The following is a 16,494-nucleotide window of genomic DNA, read 5'->3' as shown; positions in this document are numbered from 1 at the left end:
GGAGACAATCATGGCAGAGAAATTTACCCAACATACGGGCCGGGTTGTCCCGCTGGACGCCGCTAACGTCGATACTGACGCTATTATTCCAAAACAATTTCTGCAGAAGGTGACGCGTACCGGTTTCGGCGCGCACCTGTTTAACGACTGGCGTTTCCTCGACGATAAGGGCGAAGTGCCTAATCCGGAATTCGTGTTGAACTTCCCGGAATACAAAGGCGCCTCCATTTTGCTGGCGCGGGAAAACTTTGGCTGCGGCTCATCCCGGGAACACGCGCCATGGGCGCTCACCGACTACGGCTTTAAGGTGGTCATTGCCCCAAGCTTCGCAGATATTTTTTACGGCAACAGCTTCAACAACCAGCTTCTGCCGGTGACGCTGAGCGATGAACAGGTCGACGAATTGTTCGCGCTGGTTAAGGCGAATCCGGGCATTTCGTTTGAAGTGGATCTGGAAGCCGAAGTGGTGAAAGCCGGGGATAAGTCCTACAGCTTCAGCATTGATGCCTTCCGCCGTCACTGCATGCTGAACGGTCTGGACAGCATTGGTTTAACTCTCCAGCACGAAGCGGCGATTGCCACTTACGAACAAAAACAACCCGCATTTATGAAATAATCCTCCGGCCTGCAGTGTGCTCTGCAGGCTGTGTTTTATCCCAATGCCCATCTTCTTTCTGTAAATACTTCGCAAACCCAGCCAATAATGACGTTATATTTAATGTCAATTTAATGTTCCCTGCGCAGAATAATCGCTCAATCAGCAGGCAGCGGAAATCATCATGAAAAAGAAAAATAGCAATGAGTCTCATCTCCGTTCTCATGAAATACAAAAATGCACAATAGTGAGCGTGATAACAAATAGTTTACTCACCGGTTTTCAGATAGTTGCAGGAATATTCTCAGGCTCACAGGGATTAATTGCTGATGGGATTCATTCTCTTTCCGATTTATCCTCTGACTTTGTCGTTCTGATTGCAAATAAAAAGAGTCAGAAAGCCTCTGATATCGATCATCATTACGGTCATCTGCGTTTCGAAAACGGTGCAAAGCTCATTATTGGCGCTATTCTGCTGCTTGTGGGAATCGGGATGCTCTGGTCCGCAGGGAATAAACTGCTTCACCCCGAGACGCATCAGCTGGTGAAAGGGGCCGCTCTGTGGGTGGCGATACTGGCGCTGGTGGTGAAGGAAAGCCTGTTCAGATACATGTATGCCACGGGAAAACGTATTCAGTCCTCGCTGCTGATAGCCAATGCCTGGCATGCCCGCTCTGACGCAGCCTCGTCAGTGGTTGTCGCCATCGGTATTGCCGGGAATTTAGTGGGTTTTCACGCGATGGACCTGATTGCGGCCCTGATTGTTGGGATATTTATCGCCCATATGGGTTACAAATTCTCTGCCGATGCCCTGCACGACCTGATGGACCGTTCGCTTGAACCCGAGCTGGAGCATGATATCAAAACCTGTCTTCTCTCCACCGAGGGTGTCACCGGACTCCATGATTTAAAAACCCGCAAGATGGGCGATTTAGCCCTTGTCGATGTCCATCTGGAAGTTAACGGCGAATTAAGCGTAAAAGAAGGGCATCAGATTGCCGTCAATGCCAGAAACAACGTGATGCAAAAATTCAATGTGCTGAACGTGATGACGCATATTGATCCTGCTCGCTAATCGGAACGCATAAATACAGCGTGACGCAACCCACCGTTAAGGTTTCGTTAATTAATCTGCGTCACACTGCATCGCATCAGCTCTCTCATTATTGAGGTAAAAAGCGATGAACCCAACGCTACGCAATACGCTTCCCCATAAAGAAACACCCTTTCTTCGCGTACTGCACATTCTTGTGGCCGTACTGGTGCTGGTCCAGATCATCAATTCTAATTTCACCGAAAGTGAAGCCCTCCACGACTCCGGGCTGAACGGAATTGTCACCTGGATGCATATTATTTCCGGGTTTGGTTTAATTTTTTGTGGCATTGCCATGATGGCATGGATGTTAACCCAGCGCGGATTTAAATATTACTTCGCCTGGCTGGCGCTGGATTTTCGCGGAATCGTTGACGATATTCGCACCCTCACGCAGCGCCAGCTTCCTGAGGCGCATGCCGGCGGTATGGCGGCAACGGTGCAAGGTTTGGGCGTGCTGGCGCTGCTGGGCGTTGCACTCTGCGGCGCGGCCTGGTTCGTGCTGAACGCCACGCTCGGACCCGTTTCGTCCGTCACAGAATCCGCCTTAAATTTGCATAAATTTCTGACGGTCTTTGTTGAGACATATTTCTGGGCACACGGTTTCATGGGCCTCGTTCATATGTACCTGACGCTACGCGCGCAGCGTAAATATCAGTGTTCAGAATAAAACGGTTCGCAGAGCCCGGCGTTCCCGGGCTCCGTTTCATTCATCCGATCACACGTCTTTTACGCGGCAGGTCAGCAGAAGCGTCACGACAGAAAGCGCCACAATCATCCAGTAGACAGACGCATGCCCATAGCTTTGCGCCAGCGCCCCCTGAATCACGCCTGCCAGAATCACCCCGGTTGAAATACTGTTGGTAAAAAGCGTTGTCGCCGAGCCGGCACGACCGGGCATTAAATCCTGGAACCAGAGCATGCCGATCCCGGCAACGATGCCAATAAACACAGCATTAAACAGCTGCAGCGCAAGCAGCGCTTCACGCGAATGGAAAAGGATCAGTCCCGCGTAAAACAGCACCCCGGCCGCCACGGCGACGATCATCATCCGACGCTTCCCAAAGCGCTTAACGTAATAGCCCGCCAGAATCATCGCCGGAATTTCCAGCCCGGCAGCGGTGCCCATTAAGATCCCCGCGAGCTTGTCCGGTAAGCCCAGATCGCTGCTGATCCACAGCGGCATGTCGATGATGTACATGGTGTTGCAGGTCCACATCAGCGTGGAGGCAATAAACAACATGCGGACGTTTTTGTCCTGCCAGCCGCTCACCTGGGTGAGCGGTTTATCCGCTGTCTGTTCGACGCGCGCCACGGACGGCAGTGCGAAGGCTATCAGCGCCAGACTGATGACAAAAATCCCGGCCGCGATGGAAAACATAGCGGTAAAGCCATAGTTCAGCGCCAGCATGAAGGCCAGCGGCGGACCAATGACCCACGCCAGCGAGAGCTGGGCACGCATCACCGAGCTGAACATCACCACTTCCCGCGCCGAGCTATCCGCATATTCCCGGGCCAGCGCGAACAGCTGCGGCATGGCGGTGTTCGCCAGTGACGCCAGCAGCACGCCGCAGGTAATGAGCGTCAGATAATGACGGTTAAAGGCGAAGAGCAGCGCGTTGCCCACCGCCATGGTGCAGCAAAAGAGGATCAGCCTGCGGCGATCGCCCTGGCTGTCCGATCGTTTCGCCAGCGCGAGGCTGACCAGGATCCCGGCAATGGCGTTAACGGTATAAAACAGGCCGACCCAAAACGGCTGTGCCCCCACCTCGCGGCTGAGAAACAGGCTCAGCGTCGGCGCCTGCAGCGCCCCCGCCACGCCCATCATAAAGGCCACCAGCATAAAAGCGGCATACACGCCGTTCAGGCGTCGCCCCATCGTCATCAACCACAGCATGCGCAAGTCCTTGTGAAAGCGAATCAAAATCGGGTGAAAGAATAAACGAAAAAAGCCAGCAAAAACATTTTGCTGGCGGGTGATAAGCACCAATACTCAGTCACACATGATCGAGGCGAGTTAGCGGGAAGAGGTCGGTGTTGTAACGTCCCACTGCATCAATTCTTCTAACGTTTTCAGCCGTTGCTCTGCACACTGGCGGGCCAGCCAGGACGATCCTTTTGTCGCTGAAAAGTACTGCTGATAAAACTGACGTGCGGTAGACCTCTTCATAATTTACCTCCTCACTTCATCGAGGAGAATTATTGGCCTAATATAGGGATAAATAAATTGCTGGTTTTTTGTCAGGAGTTCCTCTTTTATGCCTTCCGGTCGTCTGCAACAACAGTTTATCCGCCTCTGGCAGTGCTGCGAGGGGCAATCGCAGGAGACCACGCTCAACGAGCTGGCTGACCTGCTTAGCTGTTCCCGCCGTCATATGCGCACGCTGCTCAACACCATGCAGCAACAGGGTTGGTTAAGCTGGGAAGCTGAGGCGGGACGCGGCAAACGTTCGCGGTTGACCTTTCTCTATACCGGGCTGGCGCTACAGCAGCAGCGCGCGGAAGACCTGCTCGAGCAGGACCGCATCGATCAGCTGGTCCAGCTGGTGGGCGACAAAGCCGCCGTGCGCCAGATGCTGGTTTCCCATCTCGGACGCAGTTTTCGTCAGGGGCGGCACATCCTGCGGGTGCTCTACTATCGTCCAATGAAAAATCTGCTGCCCGGCACGGCGTTACGCCGCTCAGAAACCCATATGGCCCGGCAAATCTTCAGCGGTCTGACGCGGATAAATGAGGAAAACGGGGAACTGGAAGCGGATATCGCGCACCACTGGCAGCAACTTTCTCCGCTTCACTGGCGCTTCTTTTTACGCCCCGGCATTCACTTTCACCATGGTCGCGAGCTGGAGATGCACGACGTCATCGCCTCTCTGGAACGTGTCCGAAGGCTGCCGCTCTACTCGCATATTTCGCGTATCCACTCCCCCACGGCCTGGACGCTGGATATCGAGCTGTCGCAGCAGGATAAGTGGCTTCCCTGGCTGCTGGGCTACGTGCCGTCGATGATTTTGCCCGGCGAGTGGGAATCGATGAACAATTTTGCCAGCCTGCCGATTGGCACCGGGCCCTACTCCGTGTCCCGCAATAACAGCAACCAGCTGAAAATCCGCGCGTTCGATGACTACTTTGGCTATCGGGCGCTGATCGACGAAGTCAACGTGTGGGTATTGCCGGATCTCAATGAAGACCTGAGCTGCGGGCTGACGCTTGAAGGCCCCACCACGGGAGAAAAAGCCGTGGAGAGTCGCCTGGAGGAGGGATGCTACTATCTCCTCTTTGACCGCCGCACCCACCGCGGGGCAAACCAGGCCGTCCGCAAGTGGATCAGCCACGTGTTGTCCCCTGCCAATCTGATCTACCATGCGGAAGCGCAGTACCAGACATACTGGTTCCCGGCCTACGGCCTGCTTCCGCGCTGGCACCACGCCCGCCCGTCGCACTGCGACAAGCCCGCAGGGCTGGAGTCCATCACCCTAACCTACTACCGCGAGCACGTGGAGCATCGTTTTATCGCCAGAATCATGACCCGACTGCTGGCAGCCGAAGGAGTAACGCTGGAGGTCAGGGAAGTTGACTATGACGAGTGGCACCAGGGGGATATCACCAGTGATATCTGGCTTAACAGCGCCAACTTCACCCTGCCGCTCGATTTCTCGCTCTTCTCGCACCTGTATGAAGTCCCACTGATCCAGCACTGCATCGACCGTGACTGGCAGCAGGATGCCGCCCAGTGGCGCGCGGGCGAGATGAATCTTGCCGTGTGGTGCCAGCAGCTACTGGCCGAACAGACCATCGTCCCGTTGATCCACCACTGGCTGATGATCCAGGGCCAGCGCAGCATGCGCGGCCTGCGGATGAATACCCTGGGCTGGTTTGATTTTAAATCCGCCTGGTTTGCACCGCCGGAGCCATAACGCTTTCGTAATATTCACCAAATCATTACAATAGCGCCGTTCTCAACGGGGTGCTGCATCACTGATGTGCGCTGAGATAATACCCGTCGAACCTGATCCGGATAACGCCGGCGAAGGGATTTGAGGCTGTCGCTCAAAATCCTTTGCCACTCAACTTTGAGGTGCAAAGTGTTAAAAAAAGTTCTCCCCCTGCTGGCGCTGTTTGCGCTGCCTGCTTTTGCGAAGCCCGTCCTGACGGTCTACACCTATGACTCCTTCTCTGCCGACTGGGGCCCTGGCCCGGTAGTCAAAAAAGCCTTTGAAGCCGACTGCAACTGCGAGCTGAAGTTCGTGGCGCTGGAAGATGGCGTTTCGCTACTCAACCGTCTGCGCATGGAAGGGAAAAACAGCAAGGCCGACGTGGTGCTCGGGCTGGATAACAACCTGCTGGAAGCCGCCTCGCAAACCAAACTGTTTGCCAAAAGCGGCGTCGCGGCCGATGCCGTTAACGTGCCTGGCGGCTGGAAGAACGACACCTTTGTGCCGTTCGATTACGGCTACTTTGCTTTTGTTTATGACAAAAATAAGCTGAAAAACCCGCCGAAGAGCCTGAAAGAACTGGTGGAAAGTGACCAGAAATGGCGCGTGATTTATGAAGATCCGCGGACCAGCACGCCGGGCCTCGGTCTGCTGCTGTGGATGCAAAAGGTCTACGGGGATAAAGCACCGGAAGCGTGGCAGAAGCTGGCCGCCAAAACCGTCACCGTGACCAAGGGCTGGAGCGAAGCCTATGGTCTGTTCCTGAAAGGTGAAAGCGACCTGGTGCTGAGCTACACCACCTCTCCGGCCTACCACATCATCGCCGAGAAGAAAGACAACTACGCTGCGGCGAATTTCGCTGAAGGGCACTATCTGCAGGTGGAAGTGGCCGCGCGTACCGCCGCCAGCAAACAGCCGGAGCTGGCCGAGAAGTTCCTGAAGTTCATGGTTTCACCGGCGTTCCAGAATGCGATTCCCGCAGGCAACTGGATGTATCCGGTCACTAACGTTGCGCTGCCAGCAGGTTTTGAGCAGCTGACCAAACCAACAACCTCGCTGGAGTTTACGCCGCAGCAGGTCGCCGCGCAGCGTGCCGCATGGGTAAGTGAATGGCAACGCGCCGTCAGCCGTTGATTCCCGGCTGGCTACTTCCCGGGCTGCTCGCCGCCATAGTGATGGTGGTGGTCAGCCTGGGGGCTTTTCTTGCACTGTGGTTCAACGCGCCAGAGAGCGATCTGCTCGCCCTCTGGCACGACAGTTACCTCTGGCACGTGATCCGGTTCTCCTTCTGGCAGGCGTTTCTTTCTGCCCTGCTCTCGGTGATCCCGGCCATTTTTCTGGCGCGCGCCCTGTATCGGCGGCGTTTTCCCGGCAGGCAGGCCCTGCTGCGCCTGTGCGCCATGACGCTGATACTGCCCGTGCTGGTGGCGGTATTCGGCATTTTGAGCGTTTACGGTCGCCAGGGCTGGCTGGCATCGCTGTTCGGCCAGCTTGGTCTGGAATGGTCATTCTCGCCTTACGGACTGCAGGGCATCCTGCTGGCACACGTCTTTTTCAATATGCCGATGGCAACGCGCCTCTTCTTGCAGGCGCTGGAGAACATTCCCGGCGAGCAGCGCCAGGTTGCCGCCCAGCTCGGCATGCGCGGCGTGTCGTTCTTCCGCTTTGTCGAATGGCCGTGGCTGCGCCGCCAGATCCCGCCCGTGGCGGCATTAATCTTCATGCTCTGCTTTGCCAGCTTTGCCACCGTGCTGTCGCTCGGCGGCGGGCCGCAGGCCACCACCATTGAGCTGGCGATTTACCAGGCGCTGAGTTACGACTACGATCCCGGTCGCGCCGCGCTGCTGGCGATAGTCCAGATGGCATGCTGCCTTGCACTGGTGCTGTTGAGCCAGCGGCTGAGTAAAGCCATTCCCGCTGGCAGTCATCAAATAACCGGCTGGCGCGATCCGCAGGACAGCCTGCACAGCCGCGTCAGCGATTTTGTCCTGATCGGGCTGGCGCTCCTGCTGCTGTTGCCGCCGCTGCTGGCCGTTATCGTTGACGGACTGAACCTCAATCTCCTGTCTGTCCTGCAACAGCCCGTCCTCTGGCAGGCCACCTGGACCTCACTGCGTATCGCGCTGGCTGCCGGATTACTGTGCGTCATCCTGACCATGATGCTGCTGTGGAGCAGCCGTGAGCTTTACGCCCGCCAGGCGCAAAAAGCCGGACAAATGCTGGAGCTGACGGGCATGCTGATTCTGGCGATGCCGGGGATCGTGCTGGCGACGGGCTTCTTTTTGCTGTTCAACAGCACCATCGGCCTGCCGGAAAGCGCCGACGGCATCGTGATCTTTACCAACGCCTTAATGGCCATCCCTTATGCGCTCAAGGTGCTGGAAAACCCGATGCGCGACGTCAACAGCCGCTACGGTTTGCTGTGCCAGTCGCTGGGCATGCAGGGCTGGCAGCGGCTGAAGGTGGTCGAACTGCGCGCGCTAAAACGTCCGCTGGCACAGGCGCTGGCGTTTGCCTGCGTGCTCTCTATTGGAGACTTTGGGGTCGTGGCGCTGTTCGGCAATGACGATTTCCGCACGCTGCCCTACTGGCTCTATCAGCAAATCGGCTCTTACCGCAGTCAGGACGGCGCGGTCACCGCGCTGTTACTGCTGCTGCTGTGCTTTGCCTTATTTACCGTTATCGAGAAACTTCCGGGGCGTGATGTTAAAACTGACTGATGTAACCTGGCTTTATCAGCATCTGCCGATGCGCTTCACGCTCTCCGTGCGCCAGGGAGAGATGATCGCCGTGCTTGGCCCAAGCGGCGCAGGAAAAAGCACGCTGCTTAATCTGGTTGCAGGTTTTCTGCAGCCGGCAAGCGGCTCGATCGTCATAGATAACCGGGATCATACCCACACGCCGCCCGCAAAACGTCCTGTCTCAATGCTGTTTCAGGAAAACAACCTGTTTACCCACCTGACGGTGCGGCAAAACATCGCGCTGGGAATGCACCCGGGACTCAGGCTGAACGATGACCAGCGCCATAAGCTGGAGATCATTGCCGCACAGATGGGGATCACCGGGTTTATCGACAGGCTGCCGGGCGAGCTCTCCGGCGGCCAGCGTCAGCGCGTGGCGCTGGCACGTTGTCTGGTGCGCGAACAGCCAATACTGCTGCTGGATGAGCCGTTCTCGGCGCTCGATCCCGCGCTGCGTCAGGAGATGCTGGCCCTGGTGCAGGAGGTCTGTCAGCGCCAGCAGCTGACGATGCTGATGGTTTCGCACAGTATTGAGGATGCCGCACGGATTGCGCCGCGATCGGTGGTCGTTGCTGAAGGGCGAATTGCGTGGGATGGGAAGACGGAAGAGCTGCTCAGTGGTCAAGCGGGGGCGTCTTCACTGTTGGGCATTCGCGCGGTCTGATGCCCTCTCCCACGGGGAGAGGGAAATAGTCCTTAACGACTGACCACTTTCAATAAAATCTCACCGTACACCGGCATCAGCGGGTGACGAATCAGCGCAACCAGCGCCACCGCCGCCACGCCCAGCGTCAGCGGGGCAAGCCAGCGCAGGCGAGTACGCGGGAGGTAGCGCGTCAGGCGATCGATATTTGCTTTCCCGCTGCGCCACAGCCGCCAGCAGAGCCATGCCGCCAGCCAAAGCAGCAGCGCCGTGCCCAGCAGCAGCCATTTAAACTCACCGCTTTGCATACCGTCAGGAATATCAATGGCAGCACCCGCGAGGATCCCCGGCAGGAAGTAGAACGGCGGCCAGAAGACGCAGCCGATAATGTTCGGTACCACGAATTTCGCGACGGGCAGATCCAGCATCCCCGCCACCATCGGCACCAGCGGACGCGTTGGCCCAACGAAGCGGCCGACGAGGATGGTAAACATGCTGTGCTGGTGCAGCGCATGCTCGGTCTTATCCAACAAGGCTTTGTTCTTTTTCATGAACGACCAGCGGTGCAGCGGCTTCTTAAAGCGCCAGCCCAGCCAGAAGGAGATCCAGTCGCCCAGCAGGCAGCCGATAATCCCGGCCAGCCACGCCTGCCAGAAATTGACCTCGCCGCTGCCGATCAGCGCGCCAAGCCCCGCCATCATCACGGTGCCGGGCAGGATCAGCCCAACCAGCGCCAGCGACTCCAGAAACGCCACCAGCGCCACGGCGATGAGTGAGTACATAACGGACTGGGTAATAAAATGTTCCAGCAATGCCTGCATAACTATTCCGGTCAGAAAACGAATCAGCGATTCTGCTTAGCGCCCCGCACCGCGTCAAGGCAACAATTGTCTGAATAGTTTACAGGTTGCTTCCCGCATTCACCTGTTTGTTTATCTTTTTTTACCGTTTATTCACATCCCGCGCGGAATTCACTCGGGCTGGCACCGGTACATTTTTTAAATACCCGGGAGAAATAGAGCTGATCCTCAAAGCCCACGTTGCGCCCCACGGTGGCGATGGGCATCCGGGTGGTGCTGAGCAGCAGCTTCGCCTGGCTGATCCGCTGGTCCTCGCGCCAGCTCAACACGCTGACGCCCAGCTGCTGGCGAAACAGATGCGACAGACGCGACGGCGAAAGGCAGACGTGCTGGGCAACGCTGGCGATATCAAACTGGCTGTCAGCAAGGTGGTCGCTGATGTACTGGCAGGCGTCGCGCACGCGGTTATCCAGCGGGGGATTAAGCGACTCGTTAATCGCTTCCATGCGGCGCAGCAGCAGCTGTTCGAGCAGGTTAATGGCCAGCAGTTCAGCGTAACGACCACCGGCCTGTCCCGCCTCGATAATCTGCGCAAAAAGCTCGCGAAACTGCGCCAGATGAACCTCATCCGGGCGATAAAAACCGGTGTGCGCAAAAATAGCCGGCCAGGAAAGCCACTCCTGCCAGTAGGCGCGCGGACGGAAATAGACCCACTGGTGATACCACTCTTTGGCATCCGGATGACGGCCATAGTGGTGGATCTCCCCCGGCGGGAACAGCAGGATATCGCCGGGACGGCAGACAAACTGCTGGTCACCGTTCTTGATGATCCCTTCCCCTCGTACGGTCAGGTTGAGGATATATCCTTTCATCCCAAGCGGTCGGTCGACGTAAAAGTCGAGATATCCCTCAGCCTCGATAGGGGTCAGTCCCGCCACAAGGTGCGCGTTAAACGAGTATCCCGGCAGCAGGGGATCGTTTTGCGTTTCGGCCATAGATTCAGTTCTCCCAAGGGTCCTGAAGGAAACCAATTGTCCATATCATTAAAAGCAGCTTAAAAATGGCCCGCGAAAAGATCCAAAAAGCATCACGCCGCTTTTACGTCCGCCATGTTTCAGCCTTTCCCCCTGATTTCTCCGCCTGAGCAGGCAGATAAGCAGTAACAAAAGTGTCTATAAGTGCGGCAGAAATGTCCACATTGAATATTTGCACGGCGTCACACTTTCCGTTGTAACAGCAATTTAGTCCATAAGATTAGCGGATCCTGCCTGACGACTTTTGTCCCCAGTCTCTAATGTTCTTCCATACCTCTTTTTTCGATGGAGCAACACCATGGCAATTGCGATTGGCCTCGATTTTGGCAGCGACTCGGTTCGCGCGCTGGCAGTGGACTGTACGTCCGGCCAGGAGATAGCAACCAGCGTTGAGTGGTACCCGCGCTGGCAAGAGGGGCGCTACTGCGATGCGCCAAACAACCAGTTCCGCCACCACCCGCGTGACTATATCGAGTCGATGGAAGCGGCGATCAAAACCGTCCTGGCTGAACTGACGGACGCCCAGCGGGCTGAGATTGTCGGCATTGGCGTCGACAGCACCGGCTCCACGCCAGCCCCTGTGGATGCCGAAGGCCGCGTGCTGGCGCTGCGTCCAGAGTTTGCCGACAACCCGAACGCCATGTTCGTGCTGTGGAAAGACCATACCGCCGTGGAAGAGGCCGAAGCCATTACCCGCCTGTGCCATCAGCCGGGCAAAACGGACTACTCGCGCTACATCGGCGGGATTTATTCCAGCGAATGGTTCTGGGCCAAGATCCTCCACGTCACCCGTGCCGACGCAACCGTTGCGCAGGCTGCGGCGTCATGGGTTGAGCTGTGCGACTGGGTGCCTGCCCTGCTCTCCGGCACCACGCGTCCACAGGATATCCGCCGCGGTCGCTGCAGCGCCGGGCATAAATCCCTGTGGCATGAAAGCTGGGGCGGCCTGCCTCCGGCCGCGTTCTTCGATGAGCTCGACCCGATCATCAACAAGAGCCTGACATACCCGCTGTTTACCGACACCTTTACCGCCGATATTCCCGTTGGCACCCTATGTGAGGAGTGGGCGACGCGTCTCGGTCTGCCGCAAAATGTGGCGATCTCCGGCGGCGCGTTTGACTGCCATATGGGCGCCGTGGGCGCGGGCGCGCAGCCAAACACGCTGGTCAAAGTCATCGGGACCTCCACCTGCGACATCCTGACGGCGGATAAAGCCACCGTCGGCGACCGCGCGGTGAAAGGCATCTGTGGCCAGGTTGACGGCAGCGTGGTGCCGGACTTCATCGGTCTGGAGGCCGGTCAGTCCGCGTTTGGCGATATCTACGCCTGGTTTGGCCGCGTGCTGGGCTGGCCGCTGGATCGGCTGGCGGCGGCGCATCCTGAACTGAAAACCCAGATAGCAGAGAGCAAAAAGCAGCTTCTGCCGCAGCTCACCGAAGCCTGGGCCAAAAATCCGTCTCTCGAACACCTGCCGGTGGTGCTGGACTGGTTTAACGGCCGCCGCACGCCGTTTGCCAACCAGCGCCTGAAAGGGGTGATCGCGGATCTCAATCTGGCGACCGACGCGCCTGCGCTGTTCGGCGGACTGATTGCCGCAACGGCCTTCGGTGCCCGCGCCATTATGGAGTGCTTCACCGAGCAGGGCATTGACGTGAACAACGTGATGGCGCTGGGCGGCATCGCCCGTAAAAACCCGGTGATCATGCAGGCCTGCTGCGACGTGCTGAACCGTCCGCTGCAGATTGTGGCCTCCGATCAGTGCTGCGCGCTGGGCGCGGCGATTTTCGCCGCCGTGGCCGCTGGTGTCCACGCCGACATTCCGACCGCGCAGCAGCATATGGCGAGCGCCGTCGAAAACACCCTTCAGCCGCGAGCCCAGCAGGCACAACGCTTTGAACAGCTTTATCAGCGCTACCAGCAGTGGGCAAAAAGCGCCGAACTTCACTATCTCCCTGTCGCCGCCCCGGCCAAAAGCACCGCGGACACTACGGCAACCCTGACCCATTAAGGACACGATGATGACCATTTTTAATAATTATGAAGTGTGGTTTGTGATTGGCAGCCAGCATCTGTACGGACCGGAAGCGCTGCAGCAGGTGACGAAACATGCGGAGCACGTCGTTAACGCGCTGAACGCGGAAGCCAAACTGCCGTGCAAACTGGTGCTGAAACCGCTGGGCACGACGCCGGATGAAATTACCCACATCTGCCGCGACGCCAACTACGACGATAAATGCGCCGGCCTGGTGGTGTGGCTGCACACCTTCTCACCCGCCAAAATGTGGATCAACGGCCTGTCTATCCTCAACAAACCGCTGCTGCAGTTCCATACCCAGTTCAACGCCTCCCTGCCGTGGGACAGCATCGACATGGACTTTATGAACCTGAACCAGACCGCGCACGGCGGCCGCGAGTTCGGCTTCATCGGCGCGCGTATGCGTCAGCAGCACGCGGTGGTCACCGGCCACTGGCAGGACGGCAAAGCGCAACAGCGTATCGGCTCCTGGATGCGTCAGGCGGTCTCTAAACAGGACACCCGCCACCTGAAAGTGGTACGTTTCGGGGACAACATGCGTGAAGTGGCGGTCACCGACGGCGACAAAGTGGCCGCGCAGATCAAGTTCGGCTTCTCCGTGAATACCTGGGCCGTGGGCGACCTGGTGCAGGTGGTGAATGAAATCAGCGACGGCGACGTGAGCGCGCTGGTAGACGAGTACGAAAGCAGCTACCGCCTGACGCCTGCGGCACAAATTAACGGCGACAAGCGCCAGAACGTGCTGGACGCGGCGCGCATCGAGCTGGGCATGAAGCGCTTCCTGGAGCAGGGCGGCTTCCACGCCTTTACCACCACCTTTGAAGATCTCCACGGTCTGAAACAGCTGCCGGGTCTGGCGGTACAACGTCTGATGCAGCAGGGCTATGGCTTTGCGGGCGAAGGCGACTGGAAAACTGCCGCTCTGCTTCGCATCATGAAGGTGATGTCGACCGGTCTGCAGGGCGGCACCTCCTTTATGGAAGACTACACCTACCACTTCGAAAACGGCAACGACCTGGTGCTCGGCTCGCACATGCTGGAAGTGTGTCCTTCCATCGCGGTAGAGGAAAAACCGATCCTCGACGTGCAGTACCTCGGCATCGGCGGTAAAGCCGATCCGGCGCGTCTGATCTTCAACACCCGCACGGGCCCGGCCATCAACGCCAGCCTGATCGACCTTGGCGATCGTTTCCGCCTGCTGGTGAACTGCGTCGATGCGGTTGAAACGCCACATTCTCTGCCGAAACTGCCGGTCGCCAACGCCCTGTGGAAAGCACAGCCTGACCTGCCAACCGCCTCAGAGGCCTGGATCCTGGCCGGCGGCGCGCACCACACGGTGTTCAGCCACGCGCTGGATCTGAACGACATGCGTCAGTTCGCCGAGCTGCACGACATCGAGCTTACCGTGATTGATAACGATACCCGCCTGCCCGCCTTCAAAGACGCGCTGCGCTGGAATGAAGTCTATTACGGTTCAAAACGCTAAGCCCTGAATGCCCGGTGGCACTGCGTTTACCGGGCCTACGGTTTCGTAGGCCGGATAAGCGAAGCGCCATCCGGCAGGAGACAACTATGTTAGACGATCTCAAACGTCAGGTGCTCGAAGCCAACCTGGCGCTGCCGAAACATAATCTGGTGACCCTGACCTGGGGCAACGTCAGCGCCGTTGATCGGGAAAAAGGCGTGTTCGTGATTAAGCCTTCCGGCGTGGATTACACGGTGATGACCGCAGACGATATGGTGGTTGTCAGCCTCGAGACCGGCGAAGTGGTGGAAGGCAACAAAAAACCGTCCTCCGATACGCCCACTCACCGCCTGCTCTATCGGTCATTCCCGACCATCGGCGGCATCGTGCATACCCATTCGCGCCATGCCACCATCTGGGCGCAGGCGGGCCAGTCCATCCCGGCGACCGGTACCACCCACGCGGACTACTTTTACGGCACCATTCCCTGCACGCGTCTGATGACCGATGCAGAAATCAACGGTGAGTATGAGTGGGAAACCGGCAACGTGATTGTCGAAACCTTCGAAAAACAGGGGATCGACGCGGCGCAGATGCCCGGCGTGCTGGTGCACTCCCACGGCCCGTTTGCCTGGGGGAAAAACGCGGAGGACGCGGTGCATAACGCCATCGTGCTCGAAGAGATCGCCTATATGGGGATCTTCTGTCGCCAGCTGGCACCGCAGCTGCCGGATATGCAGCAAACCCTGCTGGATAAGCATTACCTGCGCAAGCACGGCGCGAAGGCCTACTACGGGCAGTAAGCTGTATATAAACCCAGCATTAAAATCTTAACCAGGCTATAATCAGGCCTGGTTTTGTTTTCTGGGATAACGGCGTGGCGCAGGCGCAAGAAGGTTTTTTACTGACCCGACACTGGCGGGATACCCCTCAGGGCACCGAGGTCGCGTTCTGGCTGGCAACCGATAACGGTCCGCTGCACGTTACGCTCCCGCCGCAGGAATCCGTGGCCTTTATTCCTGAAGTCCACGTCGAGAAGGTGAAACAGCTGCTGCGCGGCGAAAACGGCTGGCGCATTACCCCGCTTGAACTGAAGGATTTCCACCGCCAGCCGGTTTACGGCCTCTACTGTCGCGCCCATCGCCAGCTGATGCGCTATGAAAAACTGCTCCGCGAGGCGGGCGTGACGCTCTACGAAGCCGATATCCGCCCGCCGGAACGCTTTCTGATGGAGCGGTTCATTACCGCCCCCGTCTGGGTTGATGGCATCGAACAAAACGGCGGCGTCGTTAACGCGCGCCTGAAGCCGAATCCGCACTATCGCCCACCGCTGAAGTGGGTCTCCATGGATATCGAAACTACCCGTCACGGCGAACTGTACTGCATTGGCCTGGAAGGCTGCGGCGATCGGGTTGTCTATATGCTCGGGCCGCCGAATGGCGATGCGTCCGCGCTGGATTTCCGGCTTGAGTACGTCAACAGCCGCCCGCAGCTGCTGGAGAAGCTTAACCAGTGGTTTGCCGACTACGATCCCGATGTTCTGATCGGCTGGAACGTGGTGCAGTTTGACCTGCGCGTGCTGCAAAAACACGCCGAGCGCTACCGCATCCCGCTGACGCTCGGGCGCGGCAACAGCGAGCTGGAATGGCGCGAACACGGTTTTAAGAACGGCGTTTTCTTCGCACAGGCGAACGGCCGCCTGATTATTGACGGCATCGAGGCGCTCAAATCCGCCTTCTGGAGCTTCTCTTCCTTCTCCCTTGAAGCAGTGGCGCAGGAGCTGCTTGGCGAAGGTAAATCCATCGATAACCCCTGGGACAGGATGGACGAGATCGACCGGCGCTTTAACGAAGACAAGCCCGCGCTCGCCACCTATAACCTGAAAGACTGCGAGCTGGTCACGCAGATATTCCACAAAACCGAGATTATGCCGTTCCTGCTGGAGCGCGCGACGGTTAACGGCCTGGCGGTCGACAGGCACGGTGGCTCGGTTGCCGCCTTTAGCCACCTCTATTTTCCCCGAATGCACCGGGCAGGATATGTCGCCCCTAACCTCGGGGAGGTGCCGCCGCAGGCCAGCCCCGGCGGCTACGTCATGGATTCCCGGCCAGGATTGTATGACTCCGTTCTGGTCCTGGACTACAAAAGCCTGTACC

General features: G+C 57.9%; 15 protein-coding genes and 1 riboswitch. Of the genes, 11 read left to right on the top strand and 4 right to left on the bottom strand.

The features are described 5' to 3' along the window. Positions 1-10 precede the first annotated feature (10 nt). From leuD to DOU50_RS16655, 3 genes are all read left to right on the top strand, one after another. Positions 11-616, top strand: coding sequence for a 3-isopropylmalate dehydratase small subunit (gene leuD, locus DOU50_RS16665; RefSeq protein ID WP_032649823.1), 606 nt, complete (start codon positions 11-13; stop codon positions 614-616). Positions 617-779: 163 nt separating this feature from the next. Next, complete coding sequence (locus tag DOU50_RS16660; protein ID WP_148769770.1) at positions 780-1,670, top strand: cation diffusion facilitator family transporter; 891 nt, start codon at positions 780-782, stop codon at positions 1,668-1,670. A gap of 106 nt (positions 1,671-1,776) precedes the next feature. Next, on the top strand, positions 1,777-2,358 hold the full coding sequence (locus DOU50_RS16655; protein ID WP_148769769.1) for a cytochrome b/b6 domain-containing protein: 582 nt from the start codon (positions 1,777-1,779) through the stop codon (positions 2,356-2,358). A 48-nt stretch (positions 2,359-2,406) separates the two neighbouring features. Here DOU50_RS16655 and DOU50_RS16650 read toward each other — a convergent pair whose 3' ends face one another. Together DOU50_RS16650 and sgrT are read right to left on the bottom strand one after the other, a co-directional pair. Continuing rightward, positions 2,407-3,585 (bottom strand): sugar efflux transporter, encoded by a 1,179-nt coding sequence (locus tag DOU50_RS16650; RefSeq protein ID WP_148769768.1) that lies wholly within the window; start codon positions 3,583-3,585, stop codon positions 2,407-2,409. A gap of 120 nt (positions 3,586-3,705) precedes the next feature. Continuing rightward, entirely contained in the window at positions 3,706-3,858 is a 153-nt protein-coding gene (gene sgrT, locus DOU50_RS16645) for a glucose uptake inhibitor SgrT (protein WP_032644049.1), read from the bottom strand. Between the two features lie 88 nt (positions 3,859-3,946). On the opposite strand from sgrT, the gene sgrR reads away from it, so the two are divergent. From sgrR to thiQ, 4 genes are all read left to right on the top strand, one after another. Next, positions 3,947-5,602, top strand: a complete 1,656-nt coding sequence (sgrR, locus tag DOU50_RS16640; protein WP_024907445.1) for an HTH-type transcriptional regulator SgrR — start codon at positions 3,947-3,949, stop codon at positions 5,600-5,602. Positions 5,603-5,638: 36 nt separating this feature from the next. Then, positions 5,639-5,739, top strand: a riboswitch (TPP riboswitch). A gap of 31 nt (positions 5,740-5,770) precedes the next feature. Then, a complete protein-coding gene (gene thiB / locus DOU50_RS16635; protein ID WP_048989660.1) occupies positions 5,771-6,754 on the top strand; it encodes a thiamine ABC transporter substrate binding subunit in 984 nt (327 codons plus the stop codon). Then, a complete protein-coding gene (gene thiP, locus DOU50_RS16630; RefSeq protein WP_148769767.1) occupies positions 6,730-8,340 on the top strand; it encodes a thiamine/thiamine pyrophosphate ABC transporter permease ThiP in 1,611 nt (536 codons plus the stop codon). The genes thiB and thiP overlap by 25 nt, the downstream gene beginning before the upstream one ends. Continuing rightward, positions 8,324-9,025, top strand: a complete 702-nt coding sequence (gene thiQ, locus DOU50_RS16625) for a thiamine ABC transporter ATP-binding protein ThiQ (RefSeq protein WP_024907442.1) — start codon at positions 8,324-8,326, stop codon at positions 9,023-9,025. The genes thiP and thiQ overlap by 17 nt, the downstream gene beginning before the upstream one ends. A 32-nt stretch (positions 9,026-9,057) precedes the next feature. On the opposite strand, the gene DOU50_RS16620 is transcribed toward thiQ, so the two are convergent. After that, on the bottom strand, positions 9,058-9,825 hold the full coding sequence (locus DOU50_RS16620) for a DedA family protein (RefSeq protein ID WP_148769766.1): 768 nt from the start codon (positions 9,823-9,825) through the stop codon (positions 9,058-9,060). 128 nt (positions 9,826-9,953) lie between these two features. Beyond that, positions 9,954-10,799: an arabinose operon transcriptional regulator AraC gene (gene araC / locus DOU50_RS16615; RefSeq protein ID WP_023310373.1), complete on the bottom strand. Its 846-nt coding sequence runs from the start codon at positions 10,797-10,799 to the stop codon at positions 9,954-9,956. Between the two features lie 337 nt (positions 10,800-11,136). Between araC and araB the strand changes: the two genes are divergently transcribed. From araB to DOU50_RS16595, 4 genes are all read left to right on the top strand, one after another. Then, the gene (gene araB, locus DOU50_RS16610) at positions 11,137-12,846 is read left to right on the top strand and encodes a ribulokinase (protein WP_148769765.1); all 1,710 of its coding nucleotides are present in this window, start codon (positions 11,137-11,139) and stop codon (positions 12,844-12,846) included. 10 nt (positions 12,847-12,856) lie between these two features. After that, the gene (araA, locus tag DOU50_RS16605; RefSeq protein ID WP_032649842.1) at positions 12,857-14,359 is read left to right on the top strand and encodes an L-arabinose isomerase; all 1,503 of its coding nucleotides are present in this window, start codon (positions 12,857-12,859) and stop codon (positions 14,357-14,359) included. A gap of 86 nt (positions 14,360-14,445) precedes the next feature. After that, entirely contained in the window at positions 14,446-15,141 is a 696-nt protein-coding gene (gene araD, locus DOU50_RS16600) for an L-ribulose-5-phosphate 4-epimerase (protein ID WP_024907438.1), read from the top strand. Between the two features lie 74 nt (positions 15,142-15,215). Beyond that, positions 15,216-16,494 (top strand): DNA polymerase II (locus tag DOU50_RS16595; protein ID WP_148769764.1); only part of this gene is annotated, 1,279 nt, incomplete at its 3' end.

Origin of the sequence: Enterobacter sp. C6 (assembly GCF_008122455.1) — a bacterium.
In the GTDB taxonomy this organism is placed as follows: domain Bacteria; phylum Pseudomonadota; class Gammaproteobacteria; order Enterobacterales; family Enterobacteriaceae; genus Enterobacter; species Enterobacter pseudoroggenkampii.
This window is presented reverse-complemented; position numbering and strand designations above follow the sequence as displayed.

Bases quoted from the DNA above. Each gene is read 5' to 3' on its own strand.
- leuD (WP_032649823.1), top strand. From the start codon at position 11: ATGGCAGAGAAATTTACCCAACATACGGGCCGGGTTGTCCCGCTGGAC.
- DOU50_RS16660 (WP_148769770.1), top strand. From the start codon at position 780: ATGAAAAAGAAAAATAGCAATGAGTCTCATCTCCGTTCTCATGAAATA.
- DOU50_RS16655 (WP_148769769.1), top strand. From the start codon at position 1,777: ATGAACCCAACGCTACGCAATACGCTTCCCCATAAAGAAACACCCTTT.
- DOU50_RS16650 (WP_148769768.1), bottom strand. From the start codon at position 3,585: ATGCTGTGGTTGATGACGATGGGGCGACGCCTGAACGGCGTGTATGCC.
- sgrT (WP_032644049.1), bottom strand. From the start codon at position 3,858: ATGAAGAGGTCTACCGCACGTCAGTTTTATCAGCAGTACTTTTCAGCG.
- sgrR (WP_024907445.1), top strand. From the start codon at position 3,947: ATGCCTTCCGGTCGTCTGCAACAACAGTTTATCCGCCTCTGGCAGTGC.
- thiP (WP_148769767.1), top strand. From the start codon at position 6,730: ATGGCAACGCGCCGTCAGCCGTTGATTCCCGGCTGGCTACTTCCCGGG.
- thiQ (WP_024907442.1), top strand. From the start codon at position 8,324: ATGTTAAAACTGACTGATGTAACCTGGCTTTATCAGCATCTGCCGATG.
- DOU50_RS16620 (WP_148769766.1), bottom strand. From the start codon at position 9,825: ATGCAGGCATTGCTGGAACATTTTATTACCCAGTCCGTTATGTACTCA.
- araC (WP_023310373.1), bottom strand. From the start codon at position 10,799: ATGGCCGAAACGCAAAACGATCCCCTGCTGCCGGGATACTCGTTTAAC.
- araB (WP_148769765.1), top strand. From the start codon at position 11,137: ATGGCAATTGCGATTGGCCTCGATTTTGGCAGCGACTCGGTTCGCGCG.
- araA (WP_032649842.1), top strand. From the start codon at position 12,857: ATGACCATTTTTAATAATTATGAAGTGTGGTTTGTGATTGGCAGCCAG.
- araD (WP_024907438.1), top strand. From the start codon at position 14,446: ATGTTAGACGATCTCAAACGTCAGGTGCTCGAAGCCAACCTGGCGCTG.